Annotated in this window: 14 protein-coding genes; 4 read left to right on the forward strand and 10 right to left on the reverse strand. The window is 47.9% G+C overall.

The window, feature by feature from the left end; all coding sequences use genetic code 11:
• Positions 1-12: 12 nt before the first annotated feature.
• Positions 13-444, forward strand: coding sequence for a QcrA and Rieske domain-containing protein (locus AC5JR3_RS06730; protein WP_495844279.1), 432 nt, complete (start codon positions 13-15; stop codon positions 442-444).
• A gap of 4 nt (positions 445-448) precedes the next feature.
• Here AC5JR3_RS06730 and AC5JR3_RS06735 read toward each other — a convergent pair whose 3' ends face one another.
• Entirely contained in the window at positions 449-1,012 is a 564-nt protein-coding gene (locus tag AC5JR3_RS06735) for a thioredoxin domain-containing protein (protein ID WP_495844281.1), read from the reverse strand.
• A 121-nt stretch (positions 1,013-1,133) separates the two neighbouring features.
• A complete protein-coding gene (locus AC5JR3_RS06740; protein ID WP_495844283.1) occupies positions 1,134-1,538 on the reverse strand; it encodes a J domain-containing protein in 405 nt (134 codons plus the stop codon).
• A gap of 508 nt (positions 1,539-2,046) precedes the next feature.
• Between AC5JR3_RS06740 and AC5JR3_RS06745 the strand changes: the two genes are divergently transcribed.
• Together AC5JR3_RS06745 and AC5JR3_RS06750 are read left to right on the forward strand one after the other, a co-directional pair.
• A complete protein-coding gene (locus AC5JR3_RS06745) occupies positions 2,047-3,216 on the forward strand; it encodes a pyridoxal phosphate-dependent aminotransferase (RefSeq protein WP_495844285.1) in 1,170 nt (389 codons plus the stop codon).
• 305 nt (positions 3,217-3,521) lie between these two features.
• Complete coding sequence (locus tag AC5JR3_RS06750) at positions 3,522-4,394, forward strand: carbohydrate ABC transporter permease (RefSeq protein WP_495844287.1); 873 nt, start codon at positions 3,522-3,524, stop codon at positions 4,392-4,394.
• Positions 4,395-4,665: 271 nt separating this feature from the next.
• Here the strand turns inward: AC5JR3_RS06750 and AC5JR3_RS06755 are convergent, their stop codons facing one another.
• The 5 genes from AC5JR3_RS06755 to rpsB form a co-directional block, all read right to left on the reverse strand.
• Positions 4,666-5,241 (reverse strand): Imm42 family immunity protein, encoded by a 576-nt coding sequence (locus AC5JR3_RS06755; RefSeq protein ID WP_495844288.1) that lies wholly within the window; start codon positions 5,239-5,241, stop codon positions 4,666-4,668.
• A gap of 97 nt (positions 5,242-5,338) precedes the next feature.
• The gene (recG, locus tag AC5JR3_RS06760) at positions 5,339-7,867 is read right to left on the reverse strand and encodes an ATP-dependent DNA helicase RecG (protein ID WP_495844290.1); all 2,529 of its coding nucleotides are present in this window, start codon (positions 7,865-7,867) and stop codon (positions 5,339-5,341) included.
• A gap of 95 nt (positions 7,868-7,962) precedes the next feature.
• On the reverse strand, positions 7,963-8,967 hold the full coding sequence (locus tag AC5JR3_RS06765; protein WP_495844292.1) for a hypothetical protein: 1,005 nt from the start codon (positions 8,965-8,967) through the stop codon (positions 7,963-7,965).
• 498 nt (positions 8,968-9,465) lie between these two features.
• Complete coding sequence (gene tsf, locus AC5JR3_RS06770; RefSeq protein WP_495844294.1) at positions 9,466-10,125, reverse strand: translation elongation factor Ts; 660 nt, start codon at positions 10,123-10,125, stop codon at positions 9,466-9,468.
• A 38-nt stretch (positions 10,126-10,163) separates the two neighbouring features.
• Entirely contained in the window at positions 10,164-10,973 is an 810-nt protein-coding gene (gene rpsB, locus AC5JR3_RS06775) for a 30S ribosomal protein S2 (protein ID WP_495844296.1), read from the reverse strand.
• Positions 10,974-11,461: 488 nt separating this feature from the next.
• Here rpsB and hemL point away from each other — a divergent pair, with 488 nt between their 5' ends.
• A complete protein-coding gene (gene hemL, locus AC5JR3_RS06780; protein WP_495844745.1) occupies positions 11,462-12,763 on the forward strand; it encodes a glutamate-1-semialdehyde 2,1-aminomutase in 1,302 nt (433 codons plus the stop codon).
• A 142-nt stretch (positions 12,764-12,905) separates the two neighbouring features.
• Here hemL and AC5JR3_RS06785 read toward each other — a convergent pair whose 3' ends face one another.
• The 3 genes from AC5JR3_RS06785 to AC5JR3_RS06795 all read right to left on the reverse strand — a co-directional run bounded on the left by AC5JR3_RS06785 (position 12,906) and on the right by AC5JR3_RS06795 (position 14,455).
• Positions 12,906-13,418, reverse strand: a complete 513-nt coding sequence (locus tag AC5JR3_RS06785; protein WP_495844747.1) for a YidH family protein — start codon at positions 13,416-13,418, stop codon at positions 12,906-12,908.
• Between the two features lie 26 nt (positions 13,419-13,444).
• Positions 13,445-13,936: a YajQ family cyclic di-GMP-binding protein gene (locus AC5JR3_RS06790; protein ID WP_495844298.1), complete on the reverse strand. Its 492-nt coding sequence runs from the start codon at positions 13,934-13,936 to the stop codon at positions 13,445-13,447.
• A gap of 327 nt (positions 13,937-14,263) precedes the next feature.
• A complete protein-coding gene (locus tag AC5JR3_RS06795) occupies positions 14,264-14,455 on the reverse strand; it encodes a hypothetical protein (RefSeq protein WP_495844300.1) in 192 nt (63 codons plus the stop codon).
• Between the last annotated feature and the right edge of the window lie 6 nt (positions 14,456-14,461).

The raw sequence follows: 14,461 nt of genomic DNA on the forward strand, positions 1-14,461 counted from the left end.
CTTGAGGTTTTTATGAATCGTCGGACATTTTTAAGTTGGGTGGGAGTTGGTGGGCTAGCGAGTTTTTTACCTGTGGCGATCGCCGCTTGCTCTCCGGAGACAGAAACTCCCGTCAGTCAGAGTAGTCCCACTAATAAATTTCAATCCGTTGGTACGGTGGCTGAGTTAGAGCAAAATGGTCAAATTAATAAAAAGTTGGCTGGCACTCCCCTACTCGTCATCCGCAACCCCACTGCACCGGACTCTCTACTCGCCGTTAATCCCACCTGCACCCATGCAGGCTGCGAGGTGAATTGGAATCCTGACCAAAAAGCCTTCGCTTGCCCCTGTCACGGTTCTAAGTTTGCACCGGATGGCAAAGTACTAGAAGGCCCAGCTAACGAGCCTCTGACAGCCTATCAAGCCAAAGTTGAGGGTGATTCAGTGGTGGTGAACGCGGGCTAAAAACTTATTGAGTGACTAACTGCTCAAACAATCGCTCAAGAACGGGTTCTGGGACTACACCGACTAACGTCTTAACCACAACCCGTTCGGAATTAAGAAAGAAAAATTGCGGCACGCCCTGTACGCGATACTGTTTGAGCAAGGGTCGCCACTGGGGGTTGTCAACGTTAAGCATGACGAAGTTGAGTTGCGAACCATAGCGATCGTGCAATTTCTCCAAAGTCGGTGCGATCGCTTGGCAACTAGTACACCAGTCAGCGTAGAACTCCACCAGTGTAGGCAAAGAATTATTCAACGCCTCCTCATAGGGAACCGACTCGGCTGCCATGGCTCTAAGGGTCGTTAAACCCGCTCCCGGAGCCGGACTAGCAGCGGCTGGGGGCGTCAGGGAAGAGCAGAATAACGTACTGCAAGCCAACAAAATTAGGAGGACGGTGCGAAGTTTGGAGGGGAAGCTATTCATACAGTTTTGCCGAAGACTGACTACTTCCAGTAAACGCGATCGCACCAAAAAAGTCCTCCCTGAGATGAGGAGCAGGGGAGCAGGGGAGAACCTCTTACCTTTCATACTTCACCCTTCACCCTTCACCCTTCATACTTCACCCTTCACCCTTCATACTTCATACTTCACCCTTCATACTTCATACTTTCTCCCCTACTCAGGACTCAGGACTCAACACTCTTGAGTGTTAATCTATCCACGCACAATCATCAAAGCGGCTAACATACACAGGCGGCTGAGGAGCTTTCCTGTAGTCTCTGGAGTTAACTCTTGATTCGTACCTGTAGTCTCTGGAGTTAACTCTTGGTTCGTGGAAATTCTGGGGATTAGCTGCAGGCTGAGGACGAGAGGATGGCTTTGAGACGGGCGGCGGGGAAACCGTTGCTTGTGCCGCTCTTCTGAGGGAACGCAACTGAGCATAGGCAGCATTAATCTGCTGTAGTTTTTCGTGAGCTTTTCGTTGTAGCCGAGCATTTCCCATAAAACGGTCTGGGTGCCACACAAAGGCTAAATCTTTGTAACTTTGGTGAAGCTCTTCCTGGGAAACTCTCGGCTCCAGCTCTAGGATTCCGTAGCAGTCAACATCTAACATCTACAAACACCCTATAGCGACAGGGATAAGAGTGCAGGTGGACAGGACACTTTTTTGTTTAACCAGCCGCTAGTAGAGTGCCCGGTGCGGGAAGACTTAGCTGGTCAATCATTGTTGCCTCAGTACACTCGTGTCGAGAATACTAATTCAACTCCATAGGTAGTGCGGAGGTATCGAGCCAAACAATATATCAGTTAAAGTAAGTATCCATTCCGTAACATTTCTTCAATTTGGCTGCTTTTTCTACATCACCTTCTGATCGAGGTTATTTACAGTTATTGCAAAGGAGCAACAACCGAGTTGCCAAGGTGAAAAAGTAAAAAAAGTGCCAATTTCCATGGCGATCGCAAGCTACTCTGGAAAACTAGAGGAAGTGTGCTTGTAACTACATAAGCCTAAAATTCCTGATTCCATTTACTTGAAATCATCTACACCTCAAGCTCCGGCTAACTGCTCCTTACTATTAGCCTGAGCGCGATCAATATCATTAACCGGATTGGACACAAGCATGAAGCTGGCAGCACGAGTTAGTCAAGTTCCACCCTCCCTAACCCTGGCAATTTCCGCCAAAGCCAAAGCGATGAAGGCAGACGGAATAGATGTCTGTAGCTTCAGTGCCGGGGAACCTGATTTTGACACCCCAGCGCCGATCAAAGCCGCTGCTAAAAAAGCCCTGGATGAAGGTAAAACCAAGTATGGCCCTGCGGCTGGGGAACAGCAGTTAAGAGAAGCGATCGCGCATAAGCTCAAAGTAGAAAATAATCTCGATTACCGTGCCGAAAATGTCATCGTCACCAATGGCGGTAAGCATTCTCTCTTCAACCTGATGCTAGCGATGATTGATGTTGGGGATGAAGTGATTATTCCCGCTCCCTACTGGCTGTCTTATCCAGAAATGGTAAAACTTGCCGGAGGAACCCCCGTCATTGTTCCCACCGATACCTCGACAAACTACAAAATCACCCCCGAACAGCTACGCGCTGCGATTACTCCTCGCACTCAGCTATTTGTCCTCAATTCTCCCTCTAATCCAACGGGGATGGTTTACACTCCAGCAGAGATCAAAGCCCTAGCAGAGGTAGTCGTTGAGACAAATATCCAGGTAGTTTCTGATGAGATTTACGAAAAAATCCTCTACAACGGCACAGAACACGTAAGTATTGGCTCGCTCGGAGCAGACATATTTGAGCGCAGCGTCGTTAGTAGTGGGTTTGCCAAAGCGTTCTCGATGACGGGTTGGCGTTTGGGCTACCTAGCTGGTTCCGTCGAACTAATTAAGGCAATGACCACCATTCAAGGTCACAGTACATCAAATGTCTGTACCTTTGCTCAGTATGGGGCGATCGCGGCTTTGGAAGGTTCCCAAGATGGCGTCGAAGAGATGCGCCTCGCCTTTGCCAAACGACGACAGGTAATGTTAGAGCGTCTCCAAGCTATTCCTGGACTAACTTGTCCTGTACCAGAAGGAGCGTTCTACTTGTTCCCCAATATCAGTAAATGCGGTCTAAAATCCCTAGACTTTTGCAACGCCCTTCTAGAATCTCAACAAGTCGCAACAATTCCTGGCATTGCCTTTGGTGACGATGATTGCATTCGTCTCTCCTACGCCACCGATATGACCTCAATTGAGAAAGGTATGGATCGCTTGGAGAAGTTTGTACGCCAGACTCTAGCGTGAAAGAACTGCTGACGTGCTGAATGCGATCAAATTTGGCTACTACTCCCCTTTGCGTTCACACCTACTGTGTATACACATCTCTTACCAGGATACAAAATGTGTTTGATCCCCCTAAATTCCCCTTGGAGATCCCCCTCCCGTCCCCCTTCAAAAGGGGGAAGCCAGAAGATGCTTCGCCTTTGATATCACAGGGGACTTTGACTCCGGTTCCCCCCTTTTTCAAGGGGGGCTAGGGGGGATCGAGAAAAGCTGCAAAGTTATCTTGTGCAACAGCTTCCTCACGGCTAACCAATCCCCACCAACTAATGACTAATAAACGTCTTACTCCCTACCTATTCCTCTTACCTGCCCTATTTATTTTGGGGTTAAGTGTATTTTGGCCAGCATTGCAAGCCTTTTTTCTGAGTTTTACTCGTTATGAATACGACCTCACAGCAAGACCCTTGTGGATTGGGTTAGAAAACTTCCAACGCTTGTGGACAGATGCAGTGTTTTGGAAAACCCTAGGAAATACTCTTATCTATCTAGTAGGAGTCGTACCCATTTTAGTGATTTTTCCTTTAGGAATGGCAATTTTAGTCAACCAAAAACTCCGGGGAATTAGTTGGTTCCGCGCTTCTTTTTATACACCTGTGGTCATCTCAATGGTAGTGGCGGGGATTGCCTGGAGATGGCTGTATGCAGAAAATGGTTTGCTCAATCAACTCCTCAATCAACTCGGTTTTAGTGAAGGAATTCCTTGGCTTACTAGCCCTCAGTGGGCAATTTTTAGCGTGATGGCGGTGACGATTTGGAAGGGGTTGGGTTACTACATGGTGATTTATTTGGCGGGTTTGCAATCTATCCCGCCTGAACTTTATGAAGCGGCTGCTTTGGATGGTTCAGATGGCTACATCAAGCACTGGGATATTACTGTACCTTTAATGCGACCTTATCTAGTGTTGGTCGCGGTTATTTCAGCAATTTCCGCCACAAAGGTATTTGAAGAAGTCTACATCATGACTCAGGGAGGGCCACTTAATAGTTCTAAGACAGTTGTTTACTATTTATATGAACAAGCGTTTTCTAATTTGGAAATTAGCTATGCCTGCACGATTGGCTTAGTGCTATTTTTAGTAATTTTTGGATTGTCACTTCTCAATTTAAAGCTTTCTCAAGGACGCCGTCGTTTTTTGTGATTTAAGTTGTCCGTTGGAGTGCGATCGCCCCACAACTAATATCATTTCCTGTCCCCCCAAGGAAGATAGCCTCAAACTGCCGCAGACCCTACACCAGAGTAGGCATTTCAGGGGAACGCTGGGAGCAATACCCCTCTTTTGTCACTTTGCTAGATTTTCACGAATTTACGTTGTTTCAGACCGATCTTACAGAAAAAGGATATTTTTATTTTGGGGTTACACATATTCTCGAAGACCTTAATTTCTGAAGACTAAAGCTGAGCGCGGCTGCTTAAAAAAGAATCTGTGGACACATTTTTCCCAGATTCTTTCTAAATTCAAGAACAACATGTTCATATGTATATATGGACACTTTTGCCGAGAAAAAATCAGTCGGAAAATTTTTATACTCTTCCCAATCTTTCATGTCTGGATCGAGCATCCAGAGAAAGTAAAAAAAATCTTTCTGATAATAAACGTAATTATAAAAAGCGTCAAAGCCTTCTATTGGCAAGTAAGAATGCCCGTTTATTTCTCCATTCTTCATTCGTTCAAATATATCGAATTCCGAGAAATTCAAAAAAGAAGCGTCCAGACGAAAAGAATCTTTCTTTTCAATAATTGGTGAAAGAAAAGCTTCAACAGCTGTAAGCAGAGTAAAATCCTCTATATCACCTAAAAATTTACCATCAAACCAAAGTCTACATCCTCCGTAAGGAATGTATCCAAGGAATTTTACTACTGAATATTCAATAGCAAATGTTTGAGGTTCTCCAATTAATTTATTGTCACTTCTCAATTTAAAGCTTTCCCAAGGACGCCGTCGTTTTTTATAATTTAAGTTGTCCGCTGGAGTGCGATCGCTCAATAACTACTTCTGCCCTTTGACCGCATTTACTTAGAGCTGGCGTTTGTCATTGATTTAGTCAGCCGCGATCGCATCCTATCATTCCAAGCCCGCTCAACTAAGTCAAAATTGTCCCACCCAGTAAGCGGGAGTAGCGATACTCCAACTCAGCCTTCAGTAAAGGATATTGCTCCAGGGTTTCATCCCGCAGCATTGCCTTTTCGGCGGCATCTCGCGCTAAGTTCAACACATCTTGATCTTCCACTAAACTGGAGAGTGCAAAATCTGGCAACCCTGACTGACGCATACCCAATACCTCCCCTGGCCCTCGAAAGCGCATATCCATTTCGGAGATGAAAAAACCATCCTGGGACTGTTCCAAAACGCTTAGGCGTTGACGGGCGTTATCAGTCTTAGAACCGCTCATCAGCAAGCAATAAGAGCGCTCAGAGCCGCGACCAACTCGACCGCGTAACTGATGCAGTTGGGATAAACCAAAACGCTCAGCATTTTCAATCAGCATCACTGTCGCATTGGGGACATCAACACCGACTTCAATCACAGTAGTTGAGACAATAATTTTGGTTTGGTTGTCCCGAAAGGCGTTGAGCGCTTCATCTTTCTCAGCAGAAGACATCCGTCCGTGGAGTAACCCCACCTGAAATTCTGGAAAGATACTTTCCGAAAGTCGCTGATGCTCCTCAACGGCGGAACGGACATCGAGTTTTTCTGATTCTTCAATTAGGGGCAAAACGATGTAAGCCTGAAATCCTTGGGCAATTTCACGGCGGATGAGGTCATAGGTGTGGGTGCGTTCTTTTGCCGTGAGGACAGTGGTTTGAATTTGCTGGCGTCCGGGCGGCATCTCATCAATCTGGCTAACATCCAAGTCGCCGTGCAATGTTAGTGCTAGCGTGCGGGGAATGGGGGTAGCGGTCATGGTGAGGACGTGAGGCGACTGCCCTTTTTGCTGTAATTTTGCCCGTTGCTGCACGCCAAAGCGGTGCTGTTCGTCGATTACGACTAAACCCAAGCGATTGAAGTTTACGGGGTCTTGGATTAGGGCATGAGTCCCCACCAACAGGGGGAGTTCTCCGGTTTCGAGCTGGGCGTGAATCTGCCTGCGTTTGGCGGCTTTGGTAGAACCTGTGAGCAGTTCGACGGGTAGGTGGAGGAGGTTAAACCAGCTAACGAGCTTGCGGTAGTGCTGTTCGGCTAAAACCTCAGTGGGAGCCATCAGAGCAGCTTGATAGCCTGATTGAACGGCGGCGAGGATGGCAATAACGGCAACGACGGTTTTCCCAGAACCCACATCCCCCTGCACCAGACGATTCATGGGGTTGGTGGATTGTAAGTCGTTGAGGATGTCGTTGACGACTCTTGTTTGTGCCCCGGTGAGTTTAAAGGGAAGGAGCTGATAGAAGCGCTCTATGAGCTGACCTGTGGGAGCGAGAATGGCGCTGTTTTGGGCTTTTCGCTGGGTTTGACGGCGTTGGAGGAAGCCGAGCTGTAGGTAGAAAAACTCATCAAAAACCAAGCGGCGGCGGGCGGCGGCTAAGGTGTCGCTATCTTGGGGAAAATGGATATTAGCGATCGCCTCTTTTAATTTCATCAGCCCATACTGGTTCCGCAATCCCGCAGGTAAGGGGTCTTTGATCTGCAAAGCAGCAGGCAAAGCCGCAATGACTGCTTTTCTCACCAAATCTGCGGGTACCCCTTCCGTCAGGGGATAAACAGGCACAACACGACCAATTTTGATCGAGTCAATGCTGCCGCCGGGGCCATCTAAAACCTCCAGTTCCGGGTCTTCTAGGGTAATACCGTACTTATTTTTTTTCACCAATCCAGACGCCGCTACCACCGAATCTGGAGGAAAACGGCGCTTTTGCTGCTCCTGCCAACCCCGGCTACTATAGCGATTGCCAGCAAAAAAGCGGCTGATTTTGAGTTGACCTGTATGGTCTTTGATCAGTAACTCGAAAATTGTCAGTTTTTTATTGCGGGGGCTAGTAAAGCAGTTACAACGCTTCACCGTTCCCATTAGCGTCACCGTTTCGCCAACTACTAACTTTGAGATTGTCACCTGACGGGCGTAGTCAATATGGTCGCGGGGATAGTAGTACAGGATGTCCCGCACTGTATGTAACCCCAGGCGAGATAAATATCCACCTTTTCTGGGGCCAATATTGTCTAGCTTTTCTAACGGCTGCTCCAAGGTAGGGGTGCGGGGAGACAATCCGTAGGGATCGCTGGTGTGGGACTGAACGACGGGTGTTGTGCGGGGAAGTTTGGCTTTTACGGAGTGAGATTGTGACTTGCCCGTTTCCAGACTTTGATCCGGTGGAGATAACGGTGAGGCTGGGCGGAGGTTTGGGTTGTGCTGAAGCTGATGGAGAAACTGCCGTGTCTGGGCGATTAGGTGTTGCCGCGCTTCAATATCCATTTGAGGATAACGGGCAAACTCCGTGGCAAGCGATCGCCACTGGCGCTGCTCTTCTTCCCGCAGATGGTAAGATTTTTTCCCCAAACTCAGGCAAAGAAACTCACTGAAGCGGTACTGCTTGCCCATCAAGTCTGTAAAACCCTTCTGTGCTTCCACGGCTAGGGCTTTTTGTAGCCTCACCCAATCTGGCAATTCCGTTTCCAATCTTCGCCTCCTTTTGGTCAATTTCAAGGCTAAGGAGATCAGGAGAGCAACCAGTAAAAAGTAATGCTTTTTACCTTATTTTGCCTTCTGAGTCCCTATTCATCAAACCAACTCGATCGCCAAGCGGATTCTGCCTGAGCGCTCGCTAACTCTCGCTGTTGTTTTCGATCCTGCCGCCGCAGCTGCATCGCTTTGCTAGACAGGTGGCGGAGTTGACTGCGTTTAGCCGTTAAGGTAGGGTCAGCAAACTCAATTTCTGATAATCGCAAATTAATCGCCAGTAGGGGTGTGATTGTCGAGTCTTCTAATTTGTCCTCAGTTTGCCGTTCCACCAACAAGTTTAGAAGATTCGGCGGCCCTGGTGTGACCTCCATCGCTCCCTTGGCGCGCATGGCGGCTTCGAGAACGGCTTCTGGAAGTTGCTGGGGAAGAATATTATTTTGCTGCAGCAGGCGATTAGCATCACGGGAGGCGGTTTTCAGAATCTTCGCGATCGCCTGTTCGATTTGCCCTTGCCACTGCACAAGCTGTTCAGCACTAGATAAGGGCGGAGCCTCTTCCTCCGTTTCGCTGGTTTCAGGAGATAAAAGAAATGAATCCTGATTTAATGCCGGAAGTTCCAACTCGAAAGAATAGTCACTGGTATCCGGCGTCAAGGAGGAGTCTAAGTCAAAAGATAGCTCGCTATCTGAGGGAGAGTCTAAGTTCAGCGTTAAGTCTCCCAGCGTTGGAGCAATGGGTGAGTTTGAATCCTCAGGGAATTGCCTGGGGAGTGGGAAAATTGCCTCCGGATTTTCTTCTGATTCAGTCTTTGTTTCCGGTGCGTCTAAAGCTAAACGTAACTGTTCCTGTGCCTCAGAGCATAGCTGCTTGAGCGCTTGCTGGAGCTTGTGTCGTTGAGCAAACGGCAAACTGACAAAGGATTTGGGATAGCCTTGGGTGCAGATATGGTAGCTCACCATAATTAGCTGCTGCCGCACCGCTTGACCTAATAAGTTGAGATAGTGGGAGTAAGCCTCATGGACTTCTAAACGCAGATTAGCGATCGCCTCTTCTAAGGCGGCAATGTCTCGCTCAATTTGCTCAATTGGTTTTGCCATAACACTCTATCAAGTCCAATAAACGGTCTCTGACGCAGATCATCTATGAAAACGCTGATTCTGTCGTCGGGGCAAGACACAGCGCCCCTGTCCCGTCTCCATAAATTTTGCTTGCTACAGATACTTTTCTTGCTCCCCCTTTTTTAAGACTACGGTGTACACATAAGTCGGGCGAGATGGCTTTCCACCGTTTGCTCCCCCCTAGCCCCTTTTTAAAGGAGGAACAGAAATCTTAGTCCCCCTTTTTAAGGGGGATTTAGAAGGAGGAACAGAAATCTTAGTCCCCCTTTTTAAGGGGGATTTAGGGGGATCAGACAACCCTTTGCATCCTGGTAACAAATGTGTGTACACCGTAGCTTTCTTAAGGGAGGTTGAGGGGGATCTATGCGTAGCCTCTTAAAAGGGAAATGGTATAAGTCCTCAACTAAAAAGGCAAAAGAAAGAAATTGTTTTTCTAACTCTTGCCTTTTGTCCTTCGCTTTTTAGCGTTTACCTGACTTACTTGCCGCCCATTTGTGCAGCGACTTCTTCAGCAAAGTTGCTTTCTTCTTTCTCAATCCCTTCACCGAGCACAAAACGAGCGAAGCGGCGTACTTGAATGTTTTCGCCAAGTTGGGAAATGCTTTGCTTCACCAACTCTTCTACCGTAATGCTTTGGTCGCGGATGTAAGGCTGATCGAGCAAAGACAGCTCTTTAAGGCGTTTTTCAATTCGCCCTTGAACAATCTTCTCTTTGATCTCCTGGGGCTTTTTGCCTAAGTCATCCCGTCCCATCTCAATTTCCTTTTCTTTCTCGGAAAGTTCAGAGGGAATGTCATCAAGACTGACATATTCAACATTAGGGCAAGCGGCGATTTGCATAGCAATGTTCCGTGCTAGAGCTTTGAACTCCTCGCGACGAGCAACAAAGTCGGTTTCACAGTTGACTTCCACCAACACACCAACTCGACCGCCAGTGTGGATGTAGCTATCTACGATTCCTTCTGCTGCCACACGACCAGATTTCTTCTCAGCCGAGGTGATCCCTTTTTGCCGCAACCATTCCGTGGCTTTATTGATATCAGCGTTGTTTTCTTTCAACGCTTTTTTGCAATCCATCATCCCTGCGCCAGTTTTATCGCGCAGTTCTTTGACGAGTTTTGCTGAAATTTCCGCCATTGTGCTTTTATCCCTGTATAAACGTACTTACCCTTTTATTATTCCGCGCTATCCTCGTCAGATTTATTAGCTTCAGGCGCTTCATCAGCTTCATCGACGTAGTCTTCATCCATGTAGTCCATTGCGCCCTCAAAGTCCTCGTAATCCTCGTCTTCAGATTCGAGCTGACCGTGACGCCCTTCATAGATGGCATCTGCCAATTTACCCACTATCAGCTTAATCGACCGGATTGCATCGTCATTAGCTGGGATGGGAATATCAACTACATCTGGATCACAGTTGGTATCCAACATTGACACGATGGGGATCGCGAGTTTCTCGCACTCAAGAATGGCGTTGTATTCCCGCCGTTGGTCTACGATCACCACAATGTCGGGGATTTTACGCATCAGTTTGATGCCGCCTAAGTACTTCTGAAGCTTGCTCAACTCCCGACGTAGCATCGCCGCTTCTTTTTTCGGCAAGAGATCGAGGGCTCCACTGGTTTCGCGACGCTCTAGATCTTTGAGGCGTTCTACCCGCGTTTTGATGGTTTCCCAGTTGGTGAGCATTCCGCCCAACCAGCGCTGGTTAACGTAGTACGACCCACAACGGGCAGCTTCTTGAGCAATGATTCCGGCGGCTTGCCGCTTTGTGCCCACAAAAAGTACCTTTTTGCCTTGCTCTGATGCTGTCCGCATGTAGTTGTAGGCATCTTCCATCAACTGGGCAGTTTGCACCAAGTCAATGATATGCACGCCATTACGAGCGGTATAAATATACGTGTCCATCTTGGGGTTCCAGCGACGGGTCTGATGACCAAAGTGAACCCCTGACTCCAGCATTTGAGCCAAAGAAATGACTGCCATGATTTAACTCCTGATTCGGGTTTATCCTCCACCCAGGCGGATTTCCATCAGTAATGAGGAAACACCCGAAACCCTGGATGTGCGAATTTTAGACAACTTTTTTAAGTTAACACAGTTGAAGTATTGAAGGTTGGGTGAGGTTGGCGGTTATCCTCATCTCCTGATCTGTAGGAAGAACTTTTCTCTAGCGATCGCCAGTTCGACGCGGCTAAAAAATAGCAGCAGGCACAGGCAACCCGATGGATCTATGATCCAAGCATCAGCGTCTTTATAGCGCTGAGTGTCAAACTGTCAATAGGTTCAATCTGAATTTTTTGTGTACAATCTCGATTCGCGATCGCTAGAGATAGGATAATTGATGGCGCATTCGCCTTTAGTCACGGCTGACATTTAGCATGGAAGTCGAAGCAAGTACTGTGAAGACTTTCGGACGCGGTGATTTCTTTCACCACTTGCTTGCCGTTAAATATTCAATCAAGGAGAACGTATTGATTTCCACCGCCTCTTTTAAAACAACCCAATCAGAAGAAATTTTCGCGGCTGCTCAGAAGCTGATGCCTGGAGGAGTCAGCTCCCCAGTCCGAGCGTTTAAATCAGTAGGAGGGCAACCGATTGTCTTTGACCGTGTCAAAGGAGCCTATGTCTGGGATGTCGATGGCAACCAATACATTGATTACGTCGGCTCCTGGGGGCCAGCGATTTGCGGTCATGCCCATCCTGAAGTCATTGCAGCATTGCACGACGCCTTAGAAAAAGGTACCAGCTTTGGCGCTCCCTCCGTGTTGGAAAATGTGCTGGCAGAAATGGTGATTGATGGCGTTCCTAGCGTTGAAATGGTGCGCTTTGTCAACTCTGGTACAGAAGCTTGCATGTCCGTCCTGCGTTTGATGCGTGCCTTTACCGGACGCGACAAGATTATTAAATTTGAGGGCTGCTACCACGGTCATGCCGACATGTTCCTGGTCAAAGCAGGTTCAGGAGTGGCGACGCTGGGGCTACCTGACTCTCCTGGTGTCCCCAAGACAACAACCAACAACACCTTAACAGCTCCCTACAACGACCTAGAAGCCGTTAAAGCGCTGTTTGCTAATAACCCCAATCAAATTGCTGGGGTGATTTTAGAGCCAGTTGTCGGCAATGCTGGGTTTATTCCTCCAGATGCGGGCTTCCTGGAAGGGTTGCGGATGCTGACTCAAGAGCATCGGGCGTTACTCGTGTTTGATGAAGTGATGACAGGGTTCCGGATTGCCTACGGTGGCGCTCAAGAAAAATTTGGTGTCACCCCGGACTTGACAACCCTAGGTAAAGTCATCGGTGGCGGCTTGCCAGTTGGTGCTTATGGCGGACGTAAAGACATTATGTCTATGGTTGCTCCCGCCGGGCCGATGTATCAGGCGGGTACACTTTCAGGTAATCCTCTAGCGATGACCGCAGGAATTAAAACCCTGGAATTGCTGCAAAAACCTGGCACTTACGATCAACTAAATCGGATTACCAAAAAGCTTGCTGATGGCTTGCTGCAAATTGCCCAGGAAACAGGTCACGCGGCTTATGGCGGTCAAATTAGCGCCATGTTTGGCTTGTTCTTTACCGGAGAACCTGTTCACAACTATGAGGATGCCAAGAAGTCAGATTTAGCGAAGTTTAGTCAATTCCATCGCGGCATGTTGGAGCGGGGAGTTTATCTAGCACCTTCGCAGTTTGAGGCTGGCTTTACGTCGTTGGCGCATACTGATGAGGATATTGACCGCACATTAGAAGCGGCACGGGAAGTGATGTCGAGTCTCTAATTTCAGTCGGTAAACTATAAGGGCATGGACTATGCCCATGCCCCTACTAGAGAATTGGTGTGTGCTGCGACTATCTGCACAAGCCCTGTAGGTCTAAAAGATGTCAAGGCGATCGCTAAACTGCATACCAATAACGCCATCTTTAATTCAGTTGGTTGCGATCGCTATGTTTAACAGCTAACTCCAAGAAGCTGCGGACGAGGGGCAATGAAGAAGGAGGGGAAACGGTATTCATTCGGCGGCTCGTTGAGGAGGACGGAGCCGCAGGAGGCAAGGGTCGCCACAGCACCAGAGGAATGCTAAGAACCCCCAAAACTAAAACAACTCCCGCCGTTACCCACACAAGCAGCCGTGAAGGACGGTAGGCGGCGCGTTCAATTTGCCAAAAGACTTGGTTATAGCGCCACACGGCAAAGATAATGATCGTAATGCCGACAACAACCAGACCAATCCCCACCGTCTGAGAACGCAGGAAGGAAGCAGGGGTTGTTACAGTACCTGGATTGGCGGTAACGGTGGATTGCAATTCCCGTAGAAATAGACCAAAGCGGGCGATCGCAAATCCGAAACCAATCAAGGCAATTGAGGTACGCAACCAGGCTAAAAAGGTACGCTCGTTAGCTTGATGCTCTCGCTGGCGGTCAATCTTCTTTATTTCTGGGGAGTCCACTTAGCAACCCATTAGCGATAGTTTGTAAACTGCAAATCAACGGGCAAATCTTCCTGCTTTAGTCGAGAGATGATTAGTTGTAAATCATCTCTGGATTTGCTGGAAACCCGGACAGTATCTCCTTGAATGGAGGCTTGTACTTTCTTAAATTCATCGCGAATCAACTTAGAAAGTTTTTTGCCCAGTTCTTGACTAATGCCTTTAACCAGCTTAATTTCCTGGCGAACCCGATTACCGCTAGCCGATTCGATTTTGCCGTAGTCAAAAATTTTCAGGGAGAGGTTGCGCTTGGCGGCTTTGGTGCGAAGGATGTCGTGAACTGACTCTAAAGTGAACTCGCTATCTGTGTTGAGGGTAATCGTGTCTTCCCCCAACTCTAGAGTGGTCTGAGTATCTTTGAGGTCATAGCGGCTTTTGATTTCCCGTACAACTTGATCGACAGTGTTAACTAGCTCTTGGTGATCGAAGTCGCTAACGACATCAAAGGAGTATGTTGAAGCCATAATTAATTTAGGAATTTTAAAGGACAGTGCTTAGTATTACTCGATAAATAGCCGATTTGATCAATTGCGTGCCGCTCATTTTAAGTCGAATAGTACTAACTCAAAAACATTCATCACAACCGATCAAACCTTGTGCAGGGGGTCTGGGGGAGGCACTCATCCCCCAGTGGGGGGATTGGGGGGAAGCCCCCCAAGCTGGGTTTTTCTCAAAAACAACCATTGTCCACTCAAGTCAGTGACCTTCGTTTTAAGTCATCATCGCCAACGGACTACACTAGAACGCATGACAATTTATTACCATCTGTGGGGCAATAGTTCAAGACAGTGCTAAAGCGACTCCAGGGTAATGTTGTGATTATTAGACTGTAGAAAATTGCGATCGCGCGACCCCAAGAACTGATGCCAAACTTGAGCGATCGCCTCAGGGAAATGGGGAAAATATAGCAGTATCAGCAGACAAGGCAAAGCGATCGCCACTTCGGTGGCTAGTGCAGCATCGGGATTCGTCATCGACGCCATCAATGC

Source organism: Kastovskya adunca, assembly GCF_059505785.1.

What these genes read in the sequence shown, in the direction of transcription:
- AC5JR3_RS06790 (WP_495844298.1), bottom strand. Translation starts at nt 13,936, where the DNA reads ATGGCTTCAACATACTCCTTTGATGTCGTTAGCGACTTCGATCACCAA.
- AC5JR3_RS06740 (WP_495844283.1), bottom strand. Translation starts at nt 1,538, where the DNA reads ATGTTAGATGTTGACTGCTACGGAATCCTAGAGCTGGAGCCGAGAGTT.
- AC5JR3_RS06735 (WP_495844281.1), bottom strand. Translation starts at nt 1,012, where the DNA reads ATGAAAGGTAAGAGGTTCTCCCCTGCTCCCCTGCTCCTCATCTCAGGG.
- tsf (WP_495844294.1), bottom strand. Translation starts at nt 10,125, where the DNA reads ATGGCGGAAATTTCAGCAAAACTCGTCAAAGAACTGCGCGATAAAACT.
- AC5JR3_RS06730 (WP_495844279.1), top strand. Translation starts at nt 13, where the DNA reads ATGAATCGTCGGACATTTTTAAGTTGGGTGGGAGTTGGTGGGCTAGCG.
- AC5JR3_RS06765 (WP_495844292.1), bottom strand. Translation starts at nt 8,967, where the DNA reads ATGGCAAAACCAATTGAGCAAATTGAGCGAGACATTGCCGCCTTAGAA.
- rpsB (WP_495844296.1), bottom strand. Translation starts at nt 10,973, where the DNA reads ATGGCAGTCATTTCTTTGGCTCAAATGCTGGAGTCAGGGGTTCACTTT.
- AC5JR3_RS06750 (WP_495844287.1), top strand. Translation starts at nt 3,522, where the DNA reads ATGACTAATAAACGTCTTACTCCCTACCTATTCCTCTTACCTGCCCTA.
- AC5JR3_RS06745 (WP_495844285.1), top strand. Translation starts at nt 2,047, where the DNA reads ATGAAGCTGGCAGCACGAGTTAGTCAAGTTCCACCCTCCCTAACCCTG.
- AC5JR3_RS06795 (WP_495844300.1), bottom strand. Translation starts at nt 14,455, where the DNA reads ATGGCGTCGATGACGAATCCCGATGCTGCACTAGCCACCGAAGTGGCG.